The sequence below is a fragment of the Methylobacterium sp. BTF04 genome (assembly GCF_010692745.1).
Taxonomy (GTDB): domain Bacteria; phylum Pseudomonadota; class Alphaproteobacteria; order Rhizobiales; family Beijerinckiaceae; genus Methylobacterium.
In genome coordinates this window covers 138,017-161,355 of sequence record NZ_JAAHTB010000004.1, presented here as the reverse complement: position 1 = coordinate 161,355, position 23,339 = coordinate 138,017, and the positions used below count along the sequence as shown (strand labels likewise).

Genomic DNA, 23,339 nt, shown 5'->3' with positions numbered 1-23,339 from the left:
GGGTCGCGACGTTGGTGGTCCGTCATGTCCCTACCCTGACGCCTTCCCAGGTCCCGCGCATCCCGGCGCTTGCTGTCGAATTGCCTGGCTCCCGTCGGCATCGCTCGCCCACAGATGCAGGACGGCGTAGGCCCGCCAAGGCCGCCAGGCCTGCGACCGTTCCAGCAACACCTTCGGCGTCGGCCGGCCGGCGCCGACATCGAGGGCGCGCAACAGGCCGATATCGCCGGCGGGCAAAGCGTCTGGCGCGCGCAAGGCCCGCATGGCGATGTACTGCGCCGTCCAGTCGCCGATGCCGCGCAGGCGCGTCAAGGCGGCGACGGCCGTCGCGGGGTCTCGTCCGGGTGCGAACAGGGCCGGGTCGGCCGCCACGGCCTCCGCCAGGGAGGCGATGGCGGCGCCACGGGCGCGCGGCATGCCGAGTGCCGCGGCGATGTCGGCCTGCGCCAACGCTTCGGGCGTCGGAAAGACATGGGTCAGAGACACATCGGTGAGCCCCGCGCCGACTGCAGGATCGATAATCTTCAGCGGAGCGCCGAAGGCGGCGACCAGCCTGCCGGCCAGACGGGTGGCGGCCGCCACGGAGACCTGCTGGCCGAGGATGGCGCGCACGCCGAGTTCGAACCCGTCCCAGGCCCCCGGCACCCGCAGGCCCGGCCGGGCCGCCACCAGTGCCGCCAGATACGGATCGCGAGAAAGGCCAGCCAGGATCGCAGCCGGGTCGGCATCGAGGTCGAACATCCGCCGCAGGCGGGCGAGGGCGGCTGGCACCACCTCCGGATCGACAGTCTCTCGGTCGCCGTACCGAATGGTCACCCGAAGCGCATCGCCCTCGCCCGGCCGGACCGTGACGAGGCCGTGCCGGCCGCCCGGCGCGATGGTCCGGGCGTAGACCTGTCCGGCGACCGCTTCGACGCCGGGGATGGCGCGCAGGGCGAGGTAGTCCCGGATCGCCGGCCAGTCGTAGGGGGCCGTGTAGGGAAGCCGGAAGACGGCGCTCATCGAGACATCGCTCTTGGATCGTCCTCTGATGGCCTGCGCGGGCAGAGCGATCGACACTGCGAATCCAACGGTTTCAGCCCAAGCCTGTGGACCGCCAAGTGGACCGTGATGGGTCGCAGAGACGGGTCTCCAAACCCGGAAACTCCGTTCGCATAAGATATATTATGGAACCTTAGCGCGTTGAAACCGGGGGCAGGGGCTTCGGATCCGTGTCGGATCAACCCCTCATTCACCCTGTGCGACCCCGAAGACATCTGCGTTGCGGGCATAACCCGAAACACGGCCGCCACAGTGTCACAATCACGCGCAAGTCCCCTCGCAATCGTCACAATTCCGACCCATGATAGATTATACAGAATCGCTGGCCCGTCGGGGTCGGACACAATCCACCAAAGCGAATGCGATGCCGATCCCTGCTTCAGCGCGCCCCACCGCCGTCTCGATCCTCGGCCTCGCCCTGTTGGCGTTCGGCACCGGCCTTCCCGTTCGGGCGGATCCCGAACCGCAGAAGCATGCGATGACGCGTGTGACGATCCCCGCCCGGGCGATGGCACGCCTGCCCCGGGTCGCCGCGCTCGTCGCCAATGGTGGCGAAATCCGCATCGTCGCGTTCGGGTCGTCCTCCACGGAGGGCGCCGGCGCGTCATCGCCGGCCTCGGCCTATCCGGCCCAGCTCCAGCACGATCTCGAAGAGCGCCTGCGCCACAAGGGATCGGGACATCCGTCCGTCACGGTGCTCAACCGCGGCAAGGGTGGCGACGATTCCGAAGCCATGGCCCGGCGCCTCGACCGCGACGTGCTCGCCGACAAGCCCGACCTCGTGATCTGGCAGACAGGTAGCAACGATCCCATGAACGGCGTCAGCGTCGAGCGCTTCGCCGAATTGACCCGCACCGGTATCGCGGCGATCCGCGCCACCGGCGCCGACGTGGTGCTGATGGACCAGCAATGGTGCAAGCGCCTCTCTACCACCGCGGGTGCCGAGCGCTACGGCGTTGCCCTGCATGAGATCGCCTCTGAATTCGGCGTGCCGGTGATCCGCCGCAACGCGATGATGCGGGCCTGGGCCGCCAAGGGCCTGCTCACCCCGACGCAGATGATCGGCCCCGACGGCCTCCACATGACCGATGCGGGCTATGACCGCCTCGCCAAGGCCGCCACCGCACAGATCCTGGTCAATGCGGGCCTGCCCGAAGAGACACCCGCGCAGAACTGAGCGCGGCACCCTCCCCTTACCCTTACAGCACCATCACAGATCGAGCGTGACGCTCAGCCCGTCATGGGCCGGCACGACGTTGTCCGGGAGCTTCCTGGCGAGCGTCGCGTAGTCGAGGTCGGTGTGCAGATTGGTCAGGATGGCGCGGCGCGGCCGCACCGTCTCGATCAGCGCGAGGGCGTCCGAGACCGAATAGTGGGTCGGGTGCGGCGTCTCCCGCAGGGCGTCGATGATGAGGAGATCGAGGCCGCCGAGGCAGGCCTTCGCGGCCTCTGGCATCAGGCTCACATCCGGCGCGTAGGCCGCCGCCCCGAACCGGAAGCCGAGGGCCGGCTCGTTGCCGTGCTCCATGCCGAAGGGCAGGGCCGTCACCGTGCCGCCCTCGCCTGCGATCGCCATCATCTCGCCCTCGATCAGATCGTTCATGTCGAGGATCGGCGGATACTCGCTGCCGGGCGGCGTCGCGAAGCAGTAGCCGAAGCGCAGCTCCAGCAGCGCGCGGGTGCGCGCGTCGGCAAAGACCGGGATGCGCTGGCGCATGTGGATGACGAGGGGCCGGACGTCGTCGATGCCGTGGGTGTGGTCGGCATGCGCATGGGTGAACAGCACCGCATCGAGGCGCTTCACCTGCGCACCGATCAGCTGGTCGCGCAGATCCGGCGAGGTGTCGACGAGGATGCGGGTGGCCCCGGCCTCCCCATGGCGCTCGACCAGGAGAGAACAGCGCCGCCGCCGGTTCCTCGGCTCGGTCGGATCGCAGGCGCCCCAGCCATAGGCGACGCGGGGCACGCCACCCGACGAACCGCAGCCGAGGATCGTCAACGTCAATGAGCCCATCGCCACCTCCGGCCTCGTTGGTATCGGAGGGGTGAGGGGCCTGTCACGCCCCCTCGCCCGTTCAGGCCGCGGCCTTAAGGAACAGGCGGTGGAAATTGGCCGTGGTGAGCGCGGCGAAGTCCGCGAAGGGCATGTCGAGGGCCTTGGCCAGCGCACGCGCCGTATCGGCGGTGTAGGCCGGTTCGTTGGTGCGGCCGCGATGAGGCTCGGGCGCCAGGAACGGCGCATCGGTCTCCACCAGGAGACGGTCGCGCGGGACGCCGAGCGCGATGGTGCGCAGGTCGTGCGAGCGCCGGAAGGTGACGATGCCGGAGAACGAGACGTACAGGCCGAGTTCGACGCCGACCTGCGCCAGCCGTGCCCCGGACGAGAAACAATGCAGCACCGCCGTGAAGGCGCCGCCCTTCATCTCATCCACCAGGATCGCCTCCATCGCCGCGTCGGCGTCGCGCGAATGGATGACGAGGGGGAGGCCGGTCGCGCGGGCCGCCGCGATGTGGCGGCGGAACACCCGCTCCTGCACCGCCTCCGGCGCGGCGTTCTCGTAGTGGAAGTCGAGCCCGGCCTCGCCGATGCCGATGCAGCGCGGATGGGCCGAGAGCGCGACGATGGTCGCGGTGGGCACGTCGGGCTCGTCGCCCGCCCCGTCGGGATGGGTGCCGATGGTGTGCCAGATCTCGGGATTCGCCTCGGACAGGGCCTCGTAGGTCTTCGCCTTGGCGACCCGCGTCGAAATCGTCACCATCCGGGTGACGCCCGCCGCCCTGGCGCGGGCGAGGGTGCCGGGGAGGTCTTCCGAGAAGTTTGCGAAATCGAGATGGCAATGGCTGTCGACCAGCATGGTTCCACTCAAGGTGATTCAGAGATTCCCACGTCGCCTCAGGCGGCGGGCGCGTCCGGCTCGACGAAGCGCGGGAACAGCCCGCTCGGCGCCGGCAAAGCCGTGCCGGGGACTAGGCGGCCGCCCTCCCCCACATTGGCGAGCGTCCGGCGCTCGGCCGGGATCGCCAGCAGGTCGAGGAGCTTGGACCCGGAGCCCGGCATGAACGGCTGCACCAGGATGGCGATGGCCCGCAGGGTCTCGGCCACCACGTAGAGCGAGGCGGCCATCCGCGCCGGGTCGGTCTTGCGCAGCACCCAGGGCTTCTGCGCGTCGAAGTAGCGGTCGGAGGCCGTCACCACGGCCCAGATCTCGCTCAGCGCGGTGTGGGGCGCGAGCTTGTCCATGGCGGTCCGCACAATCCCTGGCAGGGCGTCGGCCAGCGCCAGCAACGCGCGGTCGTCATCGGTGAAGTCGCCGTGCTCCGGGACCGCTCCGGACAGATTCTTGGCGATCATCGAGAGCGAGCGCTGGGCGAGATTGCCGAGACCGTTCGAGAGATCGGCAGTGTAGCGTGCGATGATCGCCTCGTGGCTGTAATTGCCGTCGCCGCCGAAGGGCACCTCGCGCAGGACGAAGTGGCGCACAGCGTCGACCCCGTAGGTGGCGATCAGGTCCATCGGGTCGACGACGTTGCCGAGCGACTTCGACATCTTCTCGCCGCGCGACAGCAGAAAGCCGTGGCCGAAGACGCGCTTGGGCAGCGGCAGCCCCGCCGACATCAGGAAAGCCGGCCAGTACACCGCATGGAAGCGGACGATGTCCTTGCCGATGACGTGCAGGTCCATCGGCCAGAACTTCTTGCGCGGGTCCGCATCGTCGGGGAAGCCCGTGACCGTGAGATAGTTGGTCAGCGCATCGACCCAGACGTACATGACGTGGTCGGGATGACCCGGCACTGGGACGCCCCAGTCGAAGGTGGTGCGGCTCACCGACAGGTCCTTGAGGCCGGAGCGCACGAAGCTCGCCACCTCGTTGCGCCGGGTCTCGGGGCCGATGAAGTCGGGCTGCGCCGCATAGAGCGCCAGCAGGCGGTCCTGATAGGCGGACAGACGGAACAGGAAGTTCTCCTCCTCCATCCAGGTCACGGCGGTGCCGGTCTCCGTCGAGCGCCGCTCGCCGTCGGGGCCGATCTCGGTCTCGTCCGCGTTGTAGTAGGCCTCGTCGCGCACCGAGTACCAGCCGGCATATTTCGACAGGTAGATGTCGCCGTTGGCCTCCATGCGCCGCCAGAGCTCCTGGGCGGCGGCATAATGGGCGGGCTCGGTGGTGCGGATGAAGCGGTCGTGGCTGCAATCCAGCGCCTCGGCCATGGCTTCGAACCGCACGGCCATGTCGTCGACGAGCGCCCGCGGGCTGATCCCGGCCTTGGCGGCGGTCTGCTGGATCTTGAGCCCGTGCTCGTCGGTGCCGGTGGAGAACAGCACGTCGTAGCCGTCGAGGCGCTTGAAACGCGCGAGCGCATCGGTGGCGATCACCTCGTAAGCGTGGCCGATATGCGGCGCGCCATTGGGGTAGGAGATCGCGGTGGTCAGGCCGAAGGTCTTGTCGGAGGCCGGGTCGGTCACGTCGGAGTATCCCCGGATACGCGGTTCATTGGATCACAGGAAAGGTCCCGTGCGGAGCCGCAATCCGACTCAGGCTGCCGGGCGCAACGCCCCTGCGAGATCGCCGAACAGGGACAGGACCAGCGGCCGGCGGTCGAGATTGTAGATCGCGGCCTCCCGCGCGGCGCGGGCGATCTTGTCACACACCTCGACAAGGGCCGCAAGGCGAGCCGGACCTTCGTGCTGCCGCCGGTCGAGCTCGGCCGAGACGAAGCGGAACACCGTGTCGAGACTGGCCGCGAACATCTCGTCGGATTCGCGCCCCGAGAGCTTTTCGGCGAGCGCCAGGATGCGGCGCCAGTCCGGATGATCGAGGCGGGTCAGCAGGGTCTCGACCTCGGTCACGAGGTTGGCCGTGTTGGCATCGAGCATCGCCATGCCCTGAGCCACCGACCCTTCCGACAGGGCGGCGGCGCGGGCCAGGGCCTCGGCATCGGGTTGGACGAAGGGCGGCGGGAAACCCGCCACCACCCGGGCGACCTCGGCTTCGGCCAGCGGGCGCAGGGTCAGCGCCCGGCAGCGCGAGCGGATGGTGGGCAGCAGCCGTCCCGGCGCATGGCTGACGATCAGGAACAGGCAGCGCGGCGGCGGCTCCTCGACCATCTTGAGCAGCGCATTGGCGCTGTTGGCGTTGAGATCCTCGGCGCTGTCGACGATGCAGATGCGGTAGCCGGCATTGCCGGCGGTGGAGCCGAACAGGTCGAGGGCGTTGCGGGCGGCATCCACCGAGATCTTCGTCGCCAGGGTTTTGGCGGTGGGCGGCCGTGTCCGCCGCAAGGCGACGAGGTTGGGGTGCGACAGGGCCGCGACCTGACGCGCCGCCGGATGCCCCGGATCGACGTCGAGGGTTTTCGGGGTCCCGCCCGCCGGATTGGCGATCAGCCAGCGCGCCATCCGGTAGGCCAGGGTCGCCTTGCCGATGCCGCGCGGCCCACCGATGAGCCAGGCATGGTGCAGGCGCCCCGAAGCGATGCCTTCGATGAGCGCGGCCTCGGCCTCGGCATGGCCGACGAGACTCGTCTGCTCACGGGGGCGGGGGATGTGCGGCAGGTCGCCGGGCTCGACATCCTCGGGAAGGCGTTCAGGCCGCATCGCCGGATGCCTCCGGGCGCGCATCGGCGAACAGTGCGGGCAGGCGCGCCGCGACGGTGGCGCGGATCGCGGCCTCGACCGCGTCCGGCGCCTGCCCGGCATCGATGACGGCACAGCGCACCGGCTCGGCCTCGGCGATGGTGCGGAAGGCCGCCCGCAGCCGGGTGTGGAACTCGAGAGCCTCGGCCTCGAAGCGGTCGATGCCTTCGGCCTGCGCGTCCTTTGCACGCGCGGCGGCCCGCGCCAGGCCGGCGGCGGGGTCGAGGTCGAGGATCAGGGTCAGGTCGGGCCGCGTCTCACCGACCACGACGTGCTCCAGGCGCATGAGGATGTCGGGGTCGAGCCCCCCGGCCGCGCCCTGGTAGGCGCGGGTCGAGTCACTGAAGCGGTCGCACAGGACCGTCTCGCCCCGCGCCAGAGCCGGGCGGATCAGCGTATCGAGATGGTCGATGCGCGCGGCTGAGAACAGCAGCGCCTCGGCGAAGGGCCCGTGCGGCTTGGCGAGGCCCGACAGCAGGGCCGCGCGAATTTCCTCGGCCTTGGCCGAACCGCCGGGCTCCCGCGTGGTGACGACGCTGCGGCCGGTGCGGGCACGCAGATGCGCGGCGAGGCGTGCGATCTGCGTCGACTTGCCGGCCCCCTCCCCGCCCTCGAAGGTGATGAACATCCCGACAGCGGCACCCGTCACGATTTGGCGCCGGCCTTGTCCGCAGCAGCCTTGTCCGCGGCCGCTTTATCGGGAAGCGCCTTGTCGAAGGCGCGGCGCATCAGGCCGGTACCGACCTCCCAGGCCGCGTCGAGGGCGCGTTGCGGGATCGTCCCGGAGGCCACCGCCTCGCCGGCATAGAGCGGCAGATCGAGGGCCTGAATGTCGCCGCGGGTGATGCGCAAACGGCCGATCTCCTGGCCCTGCTCGACCGGGGCCACGAGCGGGCCCTGGTAGATCGCCTTGGCGGTGATCCGGTCGCCCGAACCACGCGGCAGCAGCACGCGCACCGCCTTCTTGGCCACCAGTGGCACGCCGCCTTGCGTCCCGCCATAGACCGAGGCCTCGGCCACGGTCTCGCCGGTGGCGAAGATCTGGCGTGGCTCGAACGCGCGAAACCCCCATTCCACGAGTTTTCGCGATTCCGAGGCGCGCTCGCGGGCGTTCTTGAGGCCGCTCAACACCATGATCAGGCGCTGGCCGTTCTGAACCGCCGAGCCGGTGAGGCCGTAGCCGGATTCCTCGAGATAGCCGGTCTTGAGTCCATCGGCGCCGATATCGAGGGCGAGCAGCGGATTGCGGTTCTGCTGCTTGATCTTGTTCCAGGTGAATTCGCGTTCGGCGAAGATCTTGTAGAGGTCCGGATAGGTCTCGATCAGGTGCAGGGCGAGCTTGGCGAGATCGCGCGCGGTCACCTTCTGGTCGGGGGCCGAGTAGCCGGTGGCGTTTCGGAAGGTGGAGCGGGTCAGGCCGAGTTCCTTGGCCCGGTTCGTCATCATCCGCCCGAAATTCTCCTCCGAACCGGCGATACCCTCGCCGATGGCGATGGCGGCGTCGTTGCCGGATTGGACGATGAGGCCGCGCAGCAGGTCCGAAAGCTTGATGCGGCTGTTGAGCTGGGCGAACATCGACGAGCCGCCGCCGCCCGCCCCACCCCGGCGCCAGGCGTCCTCGGTGATCTGGAACTCGCTGTCCATGGTGAGCCGGCCCTGCCGGATCTCGTTGAACACGATCTCGGTGGTCATCAGCTTGGCCATGCTAGCCGGGGAAAACAGATCGTCGGCCCCCTTCTCGAACAGCACCGAGCCGGAATCGGCATCGATCAAGATCGCGTGCGGCGCCGCGGTCTGGAAGCTCTGGGCCGCAGCCGGACGGGTTTCGGTCAAGCCAACGACGGTCAGGAGCACGCCGGACAGGATTGCTCGGACAAGTCTCGCACGCATCATCGCCTCACACCGGCCGGCCTTCGCGGCCAGCCTTTCCTGCAACCCGGTCGAAGCGTGACGTTACAGGGATTTCCCGTTGAGATCGAACGCCAATATGCCGGAATGCGGGGGACGGTCGCGTCGCAGCCACCGACACGACCGACGCGTGACGCGGGTCAGTTGACCTCCGCCACCTGGGCGCGTCGGGAACCCTGGGCGGACCGGGCGGCGACCACGCCGGGCTTGCCCGGCTTCCCCGACGCGAGCGCGAGCTTCGTCGGCACCGCCTTCGCGGTGACGGGAGCCGGATGAGCGGCCAGCCGGCCGACGCGGGGTGCAGTCTCGGTGGCGAATCTGGTCGTGGCGGTGGCCTTGCTCGCAGCAGCGCCCTTGACGCCGCCGGTATGCAGCGGCGCGGGGCCGCCGACGGGCGGAAGTGCGGCCGCCATCCGGGTCGGTGCGCCCTTGATTGCCATCGCCCTGACCGGCAAGTCCTTGATCGCAGTGCCCTTGATCGCAGTGCCCTTGATCGCAGTGCCCTTCAGGGTCGCCGCGCCGCCGGATCGACCCGGCCCGCCGGACGCCACCATCATCCGTGCGGACGACGCGGCCCGGAGAGGCTCCACGGGCTTGGCCGAAGCGAACGCCCTGGACTCGCTCTGCAGCTTGCCCGCAGGCGAATGAGCTGCGACCGACGAGCGGCCCAGCGTGGCCGGGTTCATCCCGGAAACATCGCTCGACCCCCTGGCTGCCCCCCCGCGCTCGGAGGCGGCACTCGCGAGACGCATCGGTGGCGGTGCGAGGGCGAGCGGCTCGGCATCGCGCGGCAATCGAGACGCCGCGAGGGTAACCCGGTTCGGCGCCTCGGCCACCACCGAATTCCGGACCGGTCGGAACGCCTCGGGTGCGGCCACACTCGGCTGCAGCGCGGGCGGAACCGCAACGCTGGCCGCACTCGCCATCAGGATGGGCGAGTGGCGCACGGGACGCGGTGCCGGCGCCGCCTCCTCTGTCGGCTCCGGAGCGGGCTGCGCGTCCTCGCCCTCCGGTTTGAACGCCAAAGCGGGTTTGGCGGCCCGCGACAGGCGCTCGGCCGGCGCCGTATCGGGGCCGAGATCGGCCATCATGACCGGCGAGCGGCCGTGCACCGAGGCCGGTTCGCCGTCGGTGCGCAGGGTCGCGAGCAATTTGCGATCGTCGCTGCCGGCGGTGGAGGCCTTGCCGACATACTCGACCCGGACCTTGGTGGTGCCGCGGCCGTGGAATTCGAGGGCCTGGGCCACCTCCTCGGAGACGTCCATCAGGCGGTTGGCGTGGTAGGGGCCGCGATCGTTCACCCGCACGATCATCGAGTGGCCGTTGGAAACGTTGGTCACCCGGACATAGCTCGGCAGCGGCAGGGTCGGGTGCGCGGCGGCGATGGAGTGGCGGTCGAACACCTCGCCGTTGGCGGTCATGCGGCCGTGGAAGGCGGCGCCGTACCAGGAGGCGAGCCCCTCGCGGACGTAGCCCTTGGCATCCTCGCGCGGCACGTAGGTGCGACCGGCGACCACGTAGGGCTTGCCCGAGAAGCGGCGTCCGCCGCCCTTGGGGATCACGTCACCCTCGTTGTAGAGGCGCGGGCTCGCCTTCACGCCGTATTTGGAATCATAGGACGAGCCGGACGAGGCCGCGGTGAGCTTCTGCGGGTTCTGGGCACAGTTCGCAGTGGTCAGCGCCACCGCGGAGACGGCCATCAGCCGCCAGACAGGCAGCGTGGCCGGCGCCCGCATTTGGGCCTTCGTCAAACGCGCCATCAGAAAACCCACGCCCCTGGATACGCCACGCCAGCCCCACACGCGGACGGGAGCGGGTCCGGCACATGGCCTTTGCAGCGGACCGAACAGGCCGCGGCTGCAAGCCAGGAGAATTGTCCGATCTGCGTAAAGGAAGCCTGAACGCAACGCAGCGGCGCCAGTGGGTGCGGGGATCTCGCAGGATTTTTTCTTGAGACCGAACGTGAAATCATCACGCGATCTCATTGATCATGCACACGAAATTATGCCGAATAGCAGGGCGCAATCGCCGGGATGGATGGAATGCCGCGGACGCAGGCTCCTCCGCTCTGTCTTCTCTGAGAGACGAACTCAGCAATCCGGCGCAAGGCATTCCAGAAATGGCGTTTTGCGAGGCCGCCCGCCGACCCGAAGGGATCTGGCGGGCGGTGGTCCGATCAGCGCGAGCCGGGCTCGTTGAGATGATCGATGGAGCGGGCGCCGCGCTGCTTGAACAGAAGGTCGAGGGCTTCCAGCATCAGACCGTGCATCTTGGTGCGCTCGGCATGGGCGATGTCGCGCAGCTGATCGTAGACGGGTGGCTCGAGATAGACCGACATCTGCCGGGCGCGCTGCTTGAGCGTGGCGGGGGCCGGCCGGCGCAGAGAAGCGGGGCCGACATCGAGTTGCACGATCTCCGCCGTCTGCATGGGCTTGGCAGGAGGGGCGGGCTTGGCGGGAGGAACGGCGGCCGCGACGATCGAGGCGAGGTTCAGCTTAGGCGGCTTTGACATGCTTCGACACCTGCATCCGCTTCTCGATCCAACTCCAGAGCTTGCGCACCTCGCCCGCCGCCTGCCCCTTCGGGTTGAACTCGGTGACGCCCTGGCCGACGCCGATGGCATCCTGATGGTCGGTGCGGGCGACGATGTTCACGTCGGGCAGGATGCCGAGCACGGCGAGACCGTCGGCGGCATCGCGGATGCGGTAGGAGCGCGGCGGCGTCTGGTTGAGGACGAAGGCGAACTTCTTCTCGAGCCGATAGACGGCCGCCAGAGTCGGCTTGAACGCGCGCAGATCGGCGGGCGTCGGCCGGCACGGAATGATACACAAGTCGGCGGCGCGGATCGCCGAGAGGGTCCCGGTGGAATCGACGCCGGGCGTATCGATGAAGACGTAGTCGTAGGACGACTCGCGCAGTTGGGCCATCACCGCGTCGATCTGCGTCGCGTCGATCTGCGCCACCTCGGGACCTTCCGCCGTGCGGTGGTCGAGCCAGTCGCTGATCGTGGCCTGGCGATCCATCTCGAGAATGCAGACGGACAGGCCCTGTTCCTGAGCGGCCACGGCCAGCGAGATGCACAGCGTGCTCTTTCCGCTACCGCCCTTCTGCGTGACGAACGTGATGGCTTTCATGCTGGCGCCCTTTCGCGACCTTCGAGCCGTCCTGGCGAGGTTCCGGCGGCGGCATGCCCGGGGGAACAGTCCGACCTGTCGTCCTGTGACCCAAGGATGCCTTGATCCGGGGTGTCGCCGATCATGGTTAACCAACGGTTAAGCGCGTCGGCGGCCGCTTTGGCCGATGCGGGCGGAGCCGCCATTCAGGAGCAATCTAAAGTTGCCCTACTCCCTCAGGAGTCCGTATCCGCTCTTTCCCTACAACCGGTAAGTCGGTAGGCTCACGCGGCCCTTGCCTGTCTGGTCGAGTATTTCAGCAACCTTAGGTAATTTTCGTCAGTCGGTCCCGTTTCCAGGATACGCATGCCCCGGCTCACCCTTCCGCTACCCGATTCCAACGAGATGCAGGCCGCGCTCGCCGCGTCTGGGGTCGTCGGCGTCTGGACGCACGACGTCTGGACCGACCGCCTCGCACTCTCGCCGCCCCTCGCGCGGTTGCTCGGCCTCGATCCGGGCGAGGCCGGCGGTGGCGTGCCGCTGGCGGCCGTCCTCGCGGGCACGCACGACACCGACCGCAACCGGGTCGAGAACGTCTTCCACGCGGCGCTGGCGCGCGGCGGCGCCTTCGAGGTCGCGTTCCGCACGGCCGGAGGCACGTGCTGGCTCGCCCTTCGCGGCCGGATCGAGCGAGACGCGGCGGGCCGGCCGGCGCGTGGCTGCGGCATCGCCCTCGACCGGACCGAGGATTGCGCCGGGCGAGACGGCCAGCACACCGTGAACCTGATGGCCGAACACGCCATCGCTCTGCGCGCGCTCGTCGGCGACCTGCGGATGCCGGCCCTGACCAAGCTTCTCGACAGCCTGATGATCGAGATCGGCTTCGAACTCGCGCGCCACCTGCAGGAGGCCCATCCGGAGACCCATGACGGCCGCCGGCACTGAAACCGTCGTCAGTCGTCAGGGTCCGCCTCACGCGAAAACCTCCTACGGCCGCGCGAAGGCCTCGTCGGCGGGCCGCACCTTGCGCAACATCAAGGCGCGGAGGGCGGGGGCCGGATCGGGCCGCGACAGGGCGTGGGCATAGGCCTCGGTCAGGCCGGGGCAATCGCGCGCGAAATCCGACCGCTGGATCTCGGCCCGTACCGGCCCGCTCTCCACCGGAGCGCCCTGCCCGGCCGCGCGCGCCAGCAGCGCCGGGCCCTCGTCGGCCTCGTTCAGTGTCTCTTGCGCCAGAAGCAGGTTCCCCGCCGTGCCGATACCGAGGCAGGCGGACGTGTCGCCCGCGCGCATCGCCCGGTGGAGATAGCGGCCCAGCGCCAGGATCGTCGCGTCGTCGGCGCCGGCCACGGCCCGGCCGATCTCACGCGCGGCGTCGCGGCGGAGGCGGTCGAGGGCCTCGCCCTCGGAGCGTCCGGCGAAGTAGCCGTCGCGATACCGCCCGGCGAGGCGCGCCAGCACGTTGGGCCGGGTAGCGAAGCCCTCCAACAGCGGCAGGGCGCGCAGGACGGCCGCGCGGGCGCCTTCGGGGCTCGGATCGTCGTCGAGGGTCGAATCCGGAAACCGGTCGGTATCGACCACCTGAGTCACGACGTTGGCCTGAAGCAGACGCGCCGCGTCGGGAATCCAGAGGTCGGCGGAAGCGACCGCCAGGGCCTGCCCGACGAAGCCAGGCTCGATGCCCGCGGCGAGGTAGGCCGCGCGCTCGGCCGTGGCATCGGCCTGGAAGACCTGGCCGAACAGGCCCGGATCGTAGGGCGCGTGGAAGCCGAGGCGCCCGCCGGTCACGAGGAAGCGCTCGCGGCCGCGGGCGAAGGCGAGGGTGCAGGCCGAAACGCAGTAATCCGGCACGTAGGTGGACAAGCCGCGATCCGCGATCAGGGCACCGATTCCCACCGCTTCGTCGACGAGGCCGCCATCGCTGGTGAGGTGGATGCGCGCCACATGCGGATTGGCGTCGAGCAGAACCTTGAGGCGCTGGGCCGCCCCCTCGCCGATCTCGCCCGCGACCCGGACGTCGCGACCGCGGGGCCCGAGGGCGAGGCGCAGGTCGCCCGCCGGCACCCGGGTGTGGAACCGCTCTTCCAGGCCCACCGAGACGGCCGCGTAGGCCGACCCGAGCGCGCCCGGCCGCCCGGCGGCGAGACCGGCGAGACCGGCGAGGGCCAGTGAACCCAGGAGGCAGAGGCCACCGAAACGGCGGCCGACACGCCTGCCCTGCCGCGGATCACCGATCGCCATCTGGCCGCCTCCGTAAAGACTGCGTCCGGGCACCCTCTAAGCCCGGACAGGATCGGCCGATGATGGCCTGTCGACAGTCTCACGCAAACACCCTGCCAGTCGGCCGCACTATTCGGCCGGGGCGCCATCTTGCGACAATAGATTTTCCGTATGTCTCCGAGCCGACACACAGAGAAGACGACCCAAGAACGACGGCCGGGACATGGTCTTTCTTTTCAGGAGCCGCCGCTTATGTCGCAGGCGCCTCTCGGCTGCGCAGCAGGTAGGTGTCCATGATCCAGCCGTGCCGGGCCCGCGCCGCCACGCGCAGGCGGCCGATTTCGTCGGCGACGTCGCCGAGCCGACCGGACAAAATGATCTCGTCCCGGGTGCCGAGATAGGCACCCCAATAGATCGTCAGGTCCGGATCGAGATGGTCGAACCGGGGATGCCCGTCGAGCATCACCACCGTGGTGTCGGCGCCCGCGGGCAGGCCGTCGGCGATCTGGCGCCCTGTGGTGATGTGGATCGGCGCGCCAATGCGGTTGAGGGCGATCCGGTGGCTGGCCGCCAGGGCCTGGACGCTGCTGATTCCCGGAATCACCTGGTACTCGAAGGGCAGGCGCCCGCGCGCGATGATGCGCGCGATGATCCGCAGGGTGCTGTCGTAGAGGGAGGGGTCGCCCCAGACCAGGATCGCCCCGCACCCGTCCTCGGACAGTTCGGTTTCGATCATCCGCTCGTAGAGGACGGCGCGGGCGGCGTGCCAGGAATCCACCGTCGCCCCGTAATCGGCCGGGTTGCGGTCGCGCTCGGGGTCCTGCGCCTCGACGAAGCGGTAGGGCCGGCCTTCGATGTAGCGGTCGCAGATCGCCCGGCGCAGGGCCACGAGGTCGGCCTTCTCCCGACCCTTGTCGAGGGCGAAGACCACGTCGACGGTGTTGAGCGCGCGGATCGCCTGGATCGTCACGTGCTCTGGATTTCCGGTCCCGATGCCGATCACGAGGAGTTTTCTCACCCTGTCAGGCCCCTTAGGTCACCGTGCGACGCATCGAAATCGGGATAGGCGAGAAAAACCGGTCTGTCGCGTGCACGGCGGTGAGCGTTCTGATGCCGTCCGGCGCGCAGGCTCATAGCGGCTGTTCCCATCCGATGCCGGAACCGGCCGTGTCTGTGCCTGTCGCGATGGCGGACGCCCTTCCCTCGTCCGCAGTGAAAGCCTGTGCGCGCCTCGGGTCACCACCCAGATCGGTGCCGACGGTTCGGCGGTGGTGGGGCGCAGCGCCAAAGCCATAGCCATAGCCACCGCGCAGCGGCCCGAGGGGGTGACCGCCAGTCTCGAAGGCGCGTTCCAGGCGGCGGCCGCGCATTGAGCCACCCTGGTCGCGAGGCGGCCCGGCGGACCGTCTCCCGTCACTCCCGGATGAGCTTGCCCGAATACACCACCGGCCCCGTGGGCTGGCCGGTGGGCGAGCCGCCGGCGGGCTCGACGGAGACCGCGAAGGTCCCCGCCGCCAGGGCGTCGGCGGTGGCCGGAAGGGCGAGCCGCTGGGCATCCTTACCGATGAGGCCGAGGGTCTTGGGCGGCTGGCCCGCCCCGACATACCAGAGCTCGAGACTGCGGCCGGTCGGGGTCTGCGCGCCCACCGGACGCACCCGCACCGTGCCGGCCGCGGTGTCGATGCTTACGAGAAGGGCCGGCGCCTCGCCGCCGCTGCTGACCACGGCGACGTAGCGCGCATCGCCCGGACCGGGGCCGCGCAGGCCGACGGCGATGAACAGCGCCAGACCGGCCGCGAGGGCGCCGACGCCTCCGGCGATCAGACGCCAGTGCCGCACCGACCGGCTCAGGGCCAGCACGCGATTGTCATTGGCGGGACCCGTACGGGATGTGGTCCCCGGAAGGGCCTCGACGATGGCTTGCCAGACCCGCGCTCCCGGCACGGCCTCGGGCGCAGTGAGGGTCAGCGGCGCGAGGCGGCTTTCCCAGGCCGCCACCGCCGCCCGCGCCGCGGGATCGACGGCGAGTTCGAGGTCCATCGCCGCCCGCTCGGTGAGGGTCAGTGTACCGAGGACATATTCGGCCGCTCTCAGGTCGCGCTCGTCGGGATCGGGGGTCATGCCGGTGCGTCCAGGCAACCGCGCAGGGCCGACAGGCCGCGATGCAGCCAGGTCTTGATCGTGTTGACGGGGCGATCGTAGCGCACCGCGAGTTCCTCGCGCGAATGGCCCTCGCAATAGGCCAGCACGATGCAGTCACGCTGCATCGCGTCGAGGCGGCCGAGGCACGCCCGCAGGGCGTCGCGTCCGAGGATCGCGCCCTCGCTGTCATGGGGATCGACCAGCCGTTCCACCCAGTCCTCCCCGTCCTCGCTCACCGGCCCCTGCACCTCCGCCTTGCGCCGAACCACGTCGATCGCCCTGTTGCGCGCGATGGCGCACAGCCAGGTGATCGGCCGGCCGGCCTCCGGGCTGTAGGAGCCCGCATTCTGCCAGACGCGGAGATAGGCGTCCTGAAGGACATCTTCGGCCGCGCTGCGATCTCGCTGGATACGGAGGATGACGCCCAAAAGTTTCGGGGCTGTCTGCTCGTAGAGCGTCTTCAGGGCGGATTCGTCACCGCGGGCGACCGCTGCGATCAGGCGCAGGAGAACGGCATCGTCAGCCAAGTGTCGCAGCGCCTTCAAAAAAGATCGCGGCACCCTCAAAGGAGCCGTGAAGGGCGTCTGGATTGCGCGACATGGCTCAGCCGTTCGATCTGACGGGAACGTTGGACCTGAGCCTAATCGAGACGGCGGCCAGACGCCACAGGGTTGCGCGCAATCGATGGGGATGCACGCAAGGGAGAATCCCGGACTGTTGGAATCCCAGCCGACGACCTATGTCGAACACTCGCCGTCGCGACGACGGCCAGGAAACGATTCGCATGGCCTCGCCCGGAGACTGGAAGATTCCCGCATCCGTTCAGCCCAAGGCCGGCGGCTATGCCTACGACCTCGACCGCGCCCTCACCGCCGTCGTCGCGCTGTCGACGCGGGTTCCCACCGAGGCCTTCACCGCCGAGACCCTGGGGACGGAGCGGGCCGGCAACGGCGTGGTCATCGGCGACGACGGCCTCGTGCTCACCATCGGTTACCTCGTCACCGAGGCCGAGAGCGTGTGGCTCACCACCCATGACGGACGCTCGGTCCCCGGCCACGTGGTCGGCTACGACGCGGTGACGGGCTTCGGCCTCGTCCAGGCGCTCGGGGGCCTCGACGTGCCGGCCCTGCCGCTGGGGCGCTCGGCGGACCTCAGCATCGGCGACCGGGCGGTGGTGGCGGGCGTGGGCGGACGCCACCGCAGCGTCGCCGTCGAGGTGGTCGCCCGCCAGGAATTCGCCGGCTACTGGGAGTACGTCCTCGACGAGGCGATCTTCACCGCGCCGTCGCATCCGCACTGGGGCGGCGCCGCGCTGATCGGGCCGAAGGGCGAACTCCTCGGCATCGGCTCCCTGCAATTGCAGCAGGGCGGGGCACAGGGGCCCAAGGCGATCAACATGATCGTCCCCATCGACCTCCTGCCGCCGATCCTCGAAGACCTGACCCTGCGCGGCCGGGTCGACCGCCCGGCCCGCCCCTGGCTCGGCCTCTACGCCAGCGACGCCGAAGAGGCGGTGGTGATCATGGGGCTCGCCGATGACGGGCCGGCCGAGGCCGCGGATCTGCGCCCCGGCGACGTGGTCGCAGCCGTGGCCGGGGAGCCGGTGGCGGATCTGGCGGGGTTCTTCCGCCAGGTCTGGGCGCTCGGCGAGGCCGGGGTTCGGGTCCCACTGACGATTCATCGCGACGGGCTGGTGCTGAAACTCGCGGTGACCTCGGGCGACCGCGAGCGGTTTCTGGTGTCGCCGCAGCTGCACTGACGCGCCCTACCCCAGCCGCTGGCCGAGCCGCCCGGCGAGATCCTGGATGTACTGGAACGCGGTGCGACCCGAACGCGAGCCGCGCGTGGTCGCCCATTCCAGCGCCTCGGCCCGGACCGTGTCGGGATCGGCCACGAGGGCGTGGCGGGCCACATAGGCGCGGACCATGGCGAGGTACTCGTCCTGGCTGCATTTGTGGAAGCCGAGCCAGAGGCCGAACCGGTCCGACAGCGAGACCTTCTCCTCCACCGCCTCGCCGGGATTGATGGCGGTGGAGCACTCGTTCTCCACCATTTCGCGGGCGAGGAGGTGCCTGCGGTTCGAGGTCGCGTAGAACAGCACGTTCTCCGGCCGCCCCTCGATGCCGCCGTCGAGGGCCGTCTTGAGCGACTTGTACGAGGTGTCGTCGCCGTCGAAGGACAGGTCGTCGCAGAAGACGATCCAGCGATGGGCGTCCCCCCGCAGGGTCGCCATCAGGTCGGGAAGCGCCTCGATGTCCTCGCGATGAATCTCGACGAGCTTCAGGGGGAGCGCATCCGCTGCGCGCCGGGCATTGATCTCGGCATGCACCGCCTTGACCAGCGACGACTTGCCCATGCCGCGCGCGCCCCACAGCAGGGCGTTGTTGGCCGGCAGGCCGGCGGCGAAGCGCCCGGTATTCTCGGACAGCGTGTCGCGGGCCCGGTCGATACCGGTGAGAAGGCCGATCTCGACGCGGTTGACCCGGGGCACCGGGACCAGCCGGCGCTCCGGACCCCACAGGAAGGCGTCCGCGGCCGTCACGTCCACAGGGGGCCGCAGGGCGGGGCCGGCCCGCTCCAGGGCGGCGGCGATCCGCTCCAGCACGGGCAGGATCGCATCGAGCGTCACCGGATCGGTCGGGGCGGGCAGGGTCATGGCGATATCCTCGAAGATGTCTGGCGACGCGCGCCGTGTTACGGGCATCGGCGCACGAAATCACGTGGCCGGCGGCAGGTTCGCCCGACGACGCGACCGAGCGCCGTTGCTTTCACTTAGGCCGTGGCTATAGTCCGCGCGCTTTTTGACATGCCCGGACGCGCCCTCCCCCGAGGGATCTTGCGGTCCGGGCCGTATCCTTGAGGAGTCACGCGTTTGATCACCCCCGCCTTTGCGCAAGGGGCCGGCTCGGCTGCTGGCGGAGCGGACATCGCCTTGCAGGTGGTGCCGTTCGTCCTCATCTTCGTCATCATGTACTTCCTGATCCTCCGCCCGCAGCAGCGCCGCGTGAAGGAGCATCAGGGCATGGTCAAGAACGTGCGCCGCGACGACACCATCGTCACCACCGGCGGTATCGTCGGCCGCGTCACCAAGGTCACGGACGATTCCACCGAGATCGAGGTGGAGATCGCGCCCAACGTCCGCGTCAAGGTCGTACGCACCATGGTCTCGGAAGTCCGCGTCAAGGGCGCGCCGGTCAAGGCCGTCTGAGACGGGTGACTCGAGGCCGAGGCGACCCTCGGCCTCCCAACAAGAAAACGGACCCGGCGGATGCTGCGCTTTTCGAGAACCAAGATCGTCACGACCCTCGCCATCATCCTGATCGGCCTGAGTCTGGCCGTGCCGAGCTTCTTCTCGCCTGAACAGCGCAAGGGCTTCATGGCCTCGCTGCCGGGCTGGTTCCCGAGCTGGATCGTGCCTCAGCGCGCCATCGTGCTCGGCCTTGATCTCCAGGGCGGCTCTCAGCTGCTCCTCGAAGTCGACCAGAACGAGCTGATCGCCTCGCAGGCCAAGACCCTGCGCGACGACGTCCGCCGCATCCTTCAGCAGGAAAACGCACGGGCCGAGGGCGGCATCCAGCTCCTGCAGCGCGGCGTCCAGGTCCGCATCGCCGACGCGGACGCCCGCGCCAAGGTGTTGCCGAAGCTGCGTGAGCTCGCCCAGCCGATCGCCTCGCCGATGGTGGGCGCAGGTGCGGGCCGCACCCTCGACATCACCGACCAGCCCGACGGGCTGATCCGCATGGTGCTCACCGATACCGGCATCACCGAGCGCACCCGCCGCGCCGTGAGCCAGGGCATCGAGGTCATCCGCCGCCGCCTCGATTCCACCGGCACGACAGAGCCCTCGATCCAGCAGCAGGGCGCCGACCGAATCCTGATCCAGGTTCCGGGCGAGCAGAACCCGGAGCGCCTCGAGAAGCTGCTCGGCTCCACCGCCAAGCTCGAATTCCGCATGCTGGCCGATTCGCCCTCCGGCGATGTCGATTTGCTGCCCTCCAAGGACGAGAAGGGCGCCAAGGTCCCGGTGGAACGCCGGATCATGGCCGATGGCGGCGACCTCACCGACGCGCAGCCGGCCTTCGACCATCAGACCCAGGAGCCGATGGTCAGCTTCAAGTTCAACCTGAAGGGCGCCCAGCGCTTCGGGCAGGCCACCTCCGAGAACGTCGGACGCCGCATGGCGATCGTGCTCGACAACGAGGTGGTGTCGGCGCCCCGCATCAACACGCCGATCACCGGGGGCTCCGGCCAGATCACCGGCAGCTTCACGGTCCAGCAGGCCAACGATCTGTCGGTGCTGTTGCGCGCCGGCGCGCTGCCGGCGAAGTTCACCGTGGTCGAGCGTCGTGTCGTCGGCCCCGGCCTCGGGCGCGATTCGATCCAGGCCGGCAAACTCGCCACCCTGGTCGCCGGCGCCCTCGTCATCGTCTTCATGTTCGCCACCTACGGGGTGTTCGGCTTCTTCGCCAACATCGCCCTCATCGTCCATGTCGGCCTGATCCTCGGCCTGATGTCGGTGTTGGAGGCGACGATGACGCTGCCGGGTATCGCCGGCATCGTGCTCACCATCGGTACGGCGGTGGATTCCAACGTGCTGATCTACGAGCGCGTCCGCGAGGAGGTTCATGCCGGGCGCTCCATCGTCTCGGCGCTTCAGGCCGGCTTCGACAAGGCGTTCGCCACCATCATCGATTCGAACTCGACCATGGCGATCGCCGCCCTGATCCTGTTCTTCCTCGGTTCGGGCCCGGTGAAGGGCTTCGCCGTGGTGTTCATCCTCGGCATCCTCACCACGGTCATCACCGCCGTGACGCTGACCCGCATGATGATCGCTCTGTGGTACACTGCGTCTCGGCCGAAAGCCTTGCCGTTCTGAAAGCGGCCCTTTCGTCCCTTTGCGTGCGGGATGCGGCAACGCCCATCCCGACAAGAACTCGAGACCGATCATGCGCCTGCTCCGCCTCTGGCCCGACGAGTCGCACGTCGACTTCATGCGCTTCCGGCGCTTCACCTTCCCGCTCTCGGCGCTGCTGTCGGTGGCGACGGTGGTGCTGTTCCTGACGGTCGGCCTGAATTTCGGCATCGATTTCAAGGGCGGCACCCTGGTCGAGCTCCAGGCCAAATCCGGCACCGCCGATGTCGGCACGGTGCGCCACACAGCCAACGGCTTCGGCTTCGGCGAGACCGAGGTGCAGGAGCTCGGCGGCCAGGGCACCATCCTGGTGCGCTTCCCGCTCCAGCCGGGCGAGCAGGGCCAGACCGCGGTGATGCAGAAGGCGCATGGCGCCTTCGACGGCGAGTACGAGTTCCGCCGCACCGAGACCGTGGGTCCGCGCGTCTCGGGCGAGCTCGTTCAGTCGGGCACCGTCGGCGTGGTGCTCTCGGTGCTGGCCGTGCTGTTCTACCTGTGGTTCCGCTTCGAGCGCGAACTGGCGCTCGGCGCCATCGTGGGCACGCTCCACGATATCGTGCTGACGCTCGGCATCTTCGTCGTCAGCCGCATCGAGTTCAACATGACCTCGATCGCCGCGATCCTCACCATCGTCGGCTACTCCCTCAACGAAACCGTGGTGGTGTTCGACCGGACCCGCGAATTGATGCGTCGCTACAAGACCATCCCTACTGTGGAGCTCCTCAACCTGTCGATCAACTCGACCATGTCGCGGACGGTGATGACCGCGACCTCGGCCTTCCTGTCGCTGTTGGCGCTGGTTCTGTTCGGCGGCGAGGCGATCAAGGGATTCGCCATCGTCATGCTCGCCGGCGTGGTGATCTGCACCTACTCGGCGATCTTCATCTCGACGCCGGTGCTGATCTATCTCGGCCTGATGCTGTCGGGGGTGAAGGCGCAGCAGGCCAAGGGCGGCGCGCGCCTGCCGCAGGCAGCCGAGTAGGCCCGCGCCATGGCGTCCTCCGGCAGCCTCCATGACGGCTACGTTCCGGGCCGCCACCTCATCGACGCCTACGGCAATGGCGGCTTTCGCTTCGCCGAGATGTCGCATCGCGGCTCGATCCTGGTCCTGCCCTCGGGCGTCCGCGCCTGGGACGTCGCCGAGGCGAAGGCCATCGACCGCAACGCCTTGCGCCCCGTCGTCACGGAGGCCGGGGCGGTGGAGCTCCTGCTGATCGGCACCGGCGTCGACATCGCGCCCTTCCCCGATGCGCTGAGGCGCTGGCTCAAGGATACCGGCATCGGCCTCGACGTGATGCAGACGGGGGCGGCGGCGCGTACCTACAACATCCTGATGGCGGAGAACCGCAAGGTCGCCGCCGCTCTGATCGCGGTGTCATGACGGATACGGAGACCAGGGCCGGGACGGAGGGTGGCCTCGCCTTCGCGCTCGCCCATTGCGAGGCCCTGGTGCGGGAGGGCGACCCCGACCGCTACTTCGCCACCCTGTTCGCGCCCGCCGCTTTCCGGCCGCACCTCTTCGCCCTCTCCGCTTTCAGCCTCACCATCGCCCGCACCCGCGAGGCCGCCTCGAACCCGATGGCCGGCGAGATCCGCCTGCAATGGTGGCGCGACGCGCTCCAGGGCGAGGCGCGTGGCGACGTGATGGCCAATCCGGTGGCCGCCGCCCTCAACGACGCCATCGTCAAGCGCAAGCTCGGGCGGCAATCCTTCGTCGACCTCATCGATGCGCGGGTGTTCGACCTCTACGACGATCCGATGCCCCGGGTGAACGATCTGGAGGGCTATTGCGGCGAGACCGCCGCATCGCTGATTCGCCTCGGCAGCCTCGTCCTGTCGGATGGCGCCGAGCCCGGCGGCGCGGCGGCGGCCGGGCATGCCGGCGTCGCCTACGGCGTCACCGGCCTGTTGCGGGCGCTGCCGTGGCACGCGCGCCAGGGCCAGGTCTACCTGCCGGCCGACATCCTCCAGCGCTACGGCGTCACCCGCGAGGACATCGTCACCGGCCGCGGCGGACCGGGGCTCATCGGGGCGACCACCGACATGCGGGCGCTGGCGCGGCGCCACCTCGAAGCCTATGCGGCCGCGCGCGGCACCATCGCCCCGGCGGCCCGCGGCGCCTTCCTCCCGGTCGCGCTCGTCGAGCCGTATCTCGCCGCGATGGAGCGCCCCGGCTACGACCCGCTCAACACCGTCATCGAGATGCCGCGCTGGCGCCGGCTGTGGCGGCTGTGGCGGGCGACGCGCCGGAACGCCTGACGCGATTCGGCCACGCCCTCCCAACTCCCTCTGAATACATGATTACCCGCGTTGAGCCGGGTCCGGTGCTCTGCTAGCAACGGGGCAAGGCCCCGGCGCGAGATCGGGGCCA

General features: G+C 69.4%; 23 protein-coding genes. 8 read left to right on the top strand and 15 right to left on the bottom strand.

Annotated elements, in window-relative coordinates; all coding sequences use genetic code 11:
- Positions 1-30: 30 nt before the first annotated feature.
- On the bottom strand, positions 31-1,002 hold the full coding sequence (locus G3T14_RS04325) for a DNA-3-methyladenine glycosylase (RefSeq protein WP_163640392.1): 972 nt from the start codon (positions 1,000-1,002) through the stop codon (positions 31-33).
- A gap of 403 nt (positions 1,003-1,405) precedes the next feature.
- Here G3T14_RS04325 and G3T14_RS04320 point away from each other — a divergent pair, with 403 nt between their 5' ends.
- A complete protein-coding gene (locus tag G3T14_RS04320) occupies positions 1,406-2,218 on the top strand; it encodes an SGNH/GDSL hydrolase family protein (RefSeq protein WP_163640390.1) in 813 nt (270 codons plus the stop codon).
- Positions 2,219-2,251: 33 nt separating this feature from the next.
- On the opposite strand, the gene G3T14_RS04315 is transcribed toward G3T14_RS04320, so the two are convergent.
- The 9 genes from G3T14_RS04315 to G3T14_RS04275 form a co-directional block, all read right to left on the bottom strand.
- Positions 2,252-3,055, bottom strand: coding sequence for an MBL fold metallo-hydrolase (locus G3T14_RS04315; protein ID WP_163640388.1), 804 nt, complete (start codon positions 3,053-3,055; stop codon positions 2,252-2,254).
- A gap of 61 nt (positions 3,056-3,116) precedes the next feature.
- Positions 3,117-3,896, bottom strand: a complete 780-nt coding sequence (locus G3T14_RS04310; protein ID WP_163640386.1) for a TatD family hydrolase — start codon at positions 3,894-3,896, stop codon at positions 3,117-3,119.
- 38 nt (positions 3,897-3,934) lie between these two features.
- Entirely contained in the window at positions 3,935-5,503 is a 1,569-nt protein-coding gene (metG, locus tag G3T14_RS04305; RefSeq protein ID WP_163640384.1) for a methionine--tRNA ligase, read from the bottom strand.
- Between the two features lie 69 nt (positions 5,504-5,572).
- Positions 5,573-6,634: a DNA polymerase III subunit delta' gene (locus G3T14_RS04300; RefSeq protein ID WP_163640382.1), complete on the bottom strand. Its 1,062-nt coding sequence runs from the start codon at positions 6,632-6,634 to the stop codon at positions 5,573-5,575.
- The gene (gene tmk / locus G3T14_RS04295; RefSeq protein WP_204262631.1) at positions 6,624-7,301 is read right to left on the bottom strand and encodes a dTMP kinase; all 678 of its coding nucleotides are present in this window, start codon (positions 7,299-7,301) and stop codon (positions 6,624-6,626) included. Before tmk ends, G3T14_RS04300 begins: the two co-directional genes overlap by 11 nt.
- Positions 7,302-7,318: 17 nt before the next feature.
- The gene (locus tag G3T14_RS04290; RefSeq protein ID WP_204262632.1) at positions 7,319-8,563 is read right to left on the bottom strand and encodes a D-alanyl-D-alanine carboxypeptidase family protein; all 1,245 of its coding nucleotides are present in this window, start codon (positions 8,561-8,563) and stop codon (positions 7,319-7,321) included.
- 158 nt (positions 8,564-8,721) lie between these two features.
- Positions 8,722-10,341 (bottom strand): septal ring lytic transglycosylase RlpA family protein, encoded by a 1,620-nt coding sequence (locus G3T14_RS24925; RefSeq protein WP_246732899.1) that lies wholly within the window; start codon positions 10,339-10,341, stop codon positions 8,722-8,724.
- A gap of 416 nt (positions 10,342-10,757) precedes the next feature.
- The gene (locus G3T14_RS04280; RefSeq protein WP_163640378.1) at positions 10,758-11,093 is read right to left on the bottom strand and encodes a ribbon-helix-helix domain-containing protein; all 336 of its coding nucleotides are present in this window, start codon (positions 11,091-11,093) and stop codon (positions 10,758-10,760) included.
- Entirely contained in the window at positions 11,077-11,715 is a 639-nt protein-coding gene (locus G3T14_RS04275; protein WP_163640377.1) for a ParA family protein, read from the bottom strand. Before G3T14_RS04275 ends, G3T14_RS04280 begins: the two co-directional genes overlap by 17 nt.
- A 345-nt stretch (positions 11,716-12,060) precedes the next feature.
- Between G3T14_RS04275 and G3T14_RS04270 the strand changes: the two genes are divergently transcribed.
- Complete coding sequence (locus tag G3T14_RS04270; RefSeq protein WP_163640375.1) at positions 12,061-12,639, top strand: PAS domain-containing protein; 579 nt, start codon at positions 12,061-12,063, stop codon at positions 12,637-12,639.
- 42 nt (positions 12,640-12,681) lie between these two features.
- Here G3T14_RS04270 and G3T14_RS04265 read toward each other — a convergent pair whose 3' ends face one another.
- From G3T14_RS04265 to G3T14_RS04250, 4 genes are all read right to left on the bottom strand, one after another.
- Positions 12,682-13,935, bottom strand: coding sequence for a hypothetical protein (locus tag G3T14_RS04265; RefSeq protein WP_163640373.1), 1,254 nt, complete (start codon positions 13,933-13,935; stop codon positions 12,682-12,684).
- 229 nt (positions 13,936-14,164) lie between these two features.
- On the bottom strand, positions 14,165-14,932 hold the full coding sequence (cobF, locus tag G3T14_RS04260) for a precorrin-6A synthase (deacetylating) (protein ID WP_163640371.1): 768 nt from the start codon (positions 14,930-14,932) through the stop codon (positions 14,165-14,167).
- 395 nt (positions 14,933-15,327) lie between these two features.
- Positions 15,328-16,035 carry an anti-sigma factor gene (locus G3T14_RS04255; protein ID WP_204262622.1) on the bottom strand — a complete coding sequence of 236 codons (708 nt, stop codon included), beginning with the start codon at positions 16,033-16,035 and terminating at the stop codon, positions 15,328-15,330.
- Entirely contained in the window at positions 16,032-16,583 is a 552-nt protein-coding gene (locus G3T14_RS04250) for a sigma-70 family RNA polymerase sigma factor (protein ID WP_163640367.1), read from the bottom strand. The genes G3T14_RS04255 and G3T14_RS04250 overlap by 4 nt, the downstream gene beginning before the upstream one ends.
- Before the next feature lie 257 nt (positions 16,584-16,840).
- Here G3T14_RS04250 and G3T14_RS04245 point away from each other — a divergent pair, with 257 nt between their 5' ends.
- Positions 16,841-17,815, top strand: a complete 975-nt coding sequence (locus tag G3T14_RS04245) for a S1C family serine protease (protein WP_163640365.1) — start codon at positions 16,841-16,843, stop codon at positions 17,813-17,815.
- 6 nt (positions 17,816-17,821) lie between these two features.
- Here G3T14_RS04245 and G3T14_RS04240 read toward each other — a convergent pair whose 3' ends face one another.
- On the bottom strand, positions 17,822-18,712 hold the full coding sequence (locus G3T14_RS04240) for an ATP-binding protein (protein WP_163640363.1): 891 nt from the start codon (positions 18,710-18,712) through the stop codon (positions 17,822-17,824).
- Between the two features lie 216 nt (positions 18,713-18,928).
- On the opposite strand from G3T14_RS04240, the gene yajC reads away from it, so the two are divergent.
- The 5 genes from yajC to G3T14_RS04215 all read left to right on the top strand — a co-directional run bounded on the left by yajC (position 18,929) and on the right by G3T14_RS04215 (position 23,227).
- On the top strand, positions 18,929-19,264 hold the full coding sequence (gene yajC / locus G3T14_RS04235; protein WP_163640360.1) for a preprotein translocase subunit YajC: 336 nt from the start codon (positions 18,929-18,931) through the stop codon (positions 19,262-19,264).
- A 60-nt stretch (positions 19,265-19,324) separates the two neighbouring features.
- A complete protein-coding gene (secD, locus tag G3T14_RS04230; RefSeq protein WP_163640358.1) occupies positions 19,325-20,932 on the top strand; it encodes a protein translocase subunit SecD in 1,608 nt (535 codons plus the stop codon).
- Between the two features lie 70 nt (positions 20,933-21,002).
- Positions 21,003-21,950 carry a protein translocase subunit SecF gene (secF, locus tag G3T14_RS04225; RefSeq protein WP_163640356.1) on the top strand — a complete coding sequence of 316 codons (948 nt, stop codon included), beginning with the start codon at positions 21,003-21,005 and terminating at the stop codon, positions 21,948-21,950.
- Positions 21,951-21,959: 9 nt separating this feature from the next.
- Positions 21,960-22,349: an MTH938/NDUFAF3 family protein gene (locus G3T14_RS04220; protein ID WP_163640354.1), complete on the top strand. Its 390-nt coding sequence runs from the start codon at positions 21,960-21,962 to the stop codon at positions 22,347-22,349.
- Complete coding sequence (locus G3T14_RS04215) at positions 22,346-23,227, top strand: phytoene/squalene synthase family protein (RefSeq protein ID WP_163640352.1); 882 nt, start codon at positions 22,346-22,348, stop codon at positions 23,225-23,227. The genes G3T14_RS04220 and G3T14_RS04215 overlap by 4 nt, the downstream gene beginning before the upstream one ends.
- Positions 23,228-23,339 lie beyond the last annotated feature (112 nt).

Excerpts from the sequence above, each read along its gene's own strand:
- G3T14_RS04325 (WP_163640392.1), bottom strand. The coding sequence starts at position 1,002 with ATGAGCGCCGTCTTCCGGCTTCCCTACACGGCCCCCTACGACTGGCCG.
- G3T14_RS04320 (WP_163640390.1), top strand. The coding sequence starts at position 1,406 with ATGCCGATCCCTGCTTCAGCGCGCCCCACCGCCGTCTCGATCCTCGGC.
- G3T14_RS04315 (WP_163640388.1), bottom strand. The coding sequence starts at position 3,055 with ATGGGCTCATTGACGTTGACGATCCTCGGCTGCGGTTCGTCGGGTGGC.
- G3T14_RS04310 (WP_163640386.1), bottom strand. The coding sequence starts at position 3,896 with ATGCTGGTCGACAGCCATTGCCATCTCGATTTCGCAAACTTCTCGGAA.
- G3T14_RS04300 (WP_163640382.1), bottom strand. The coding sequence starts at position 6,634 with ATGCGGCCTGAACGCCTTCCCGAGGATGTCGAGCCCGGCGACCTGCCG.
- tmk (WP_204262631.1), bottom strand. The coding sequence starts at position 7,301 with ATGTTCATCACCTTCGAGGGCGGGGAGGGGGCCGGCAAGTCGACGCAG.
- G3T14_RS04290 (WP_204262632.1), bottom strand. The coding sequence starts at position 8,563 with ATGCGTGCGAGACTTGTCCGAGCAATCCTGTCCGGCGTGCTCCTGACC.
- G3T14_RS24925 (WP_246732899.1), bottom strand. The coding sequence starts at position 10,341 with ATGGCGCGTTTGACGAAGGCCCAAATGCGGGCGCCGGCCACGCTGCCT.
- G3T14_RS04280 (WP_163640378.1), bottom strand. The coding sequence starts at position 11,093 with ATGTCAAAGCCGCCTAAGCTGAACCTCGCCTCGATCGTCGCGGCCGCC.
- G3T14_RS04275 (WP_163640377.1), bottom strand. The coding sequence starts at position 11,715 with ATGAAAGCCATCACGTTCGTCACGCAGAAGGGCGGTAGCGGAAAGAGC.
- G3T14_RS04270 (WP_163640375.1), top strand. The coding sequence starts at position 12,061 with ATGCCCCGGCTCACCCTTCCGCTACCCGATTCCAACGAGATGCAGGCC.
- G3T14_RS04265 (WP_163640373.1), bottom strand. The coding sequence starts at position 13,935 with ATGGCGATCGGTGATCCGCGGCAGGGCAGGCGTGTCGGCCGCCGTTTC.
- G3T14_RS04255 (WP_204262622.1), bottom strand. The coding sequence starts at position 16,035 with ATGACCCCCGATCCCGACGAGCGCGACCTGAGAGCGGCCGAATATGTC.
- G3T14_RS04245 (WP_163640365.1), top strand. The coding sequence starts at position 16,841 with ATGGCCTCGCCCGGAGACTGGAAGATTCCCGCATCCGTTCAGCCCAAG.
- G3T14_RS04240 (WP_163640363.1), bottom strand. The coding sequence starts at position 18,712 with ATGACCCTGCCCGCCCCGACCGATCCGGTGACGCTCGATGCGATCCTG.
- secD (WP_163640358.1), top strand. The coding sequence starts at position 19,325 with ATGCTGCGCTTTTCGAGAACCAAGATCGTCACGACCCTCGCCATCATC.
- secF (WP_163640356.1), top strand. The coding sequence starts at position 21,003 with ATGCGCCTGCTCCGCCTCTGGCCCGACGAGTCGCACGTCGACTTCATG.
- G3T14_RS04220 (WP_163640354.1), top strand. The coding sequence starts at position 21,960 with ATGGCGTCCTCCGGCAGCCTCCATGACGGCTACGTTCCGGGCCGCCAC.
- G3T14_RS04215 (WP_163640352.1), top strand. The coding sequence starts at position 22,346 with ATGACGGATACGGAGACCAGGGCCGGGACGGAGGGTGGCCTCGCCTTC.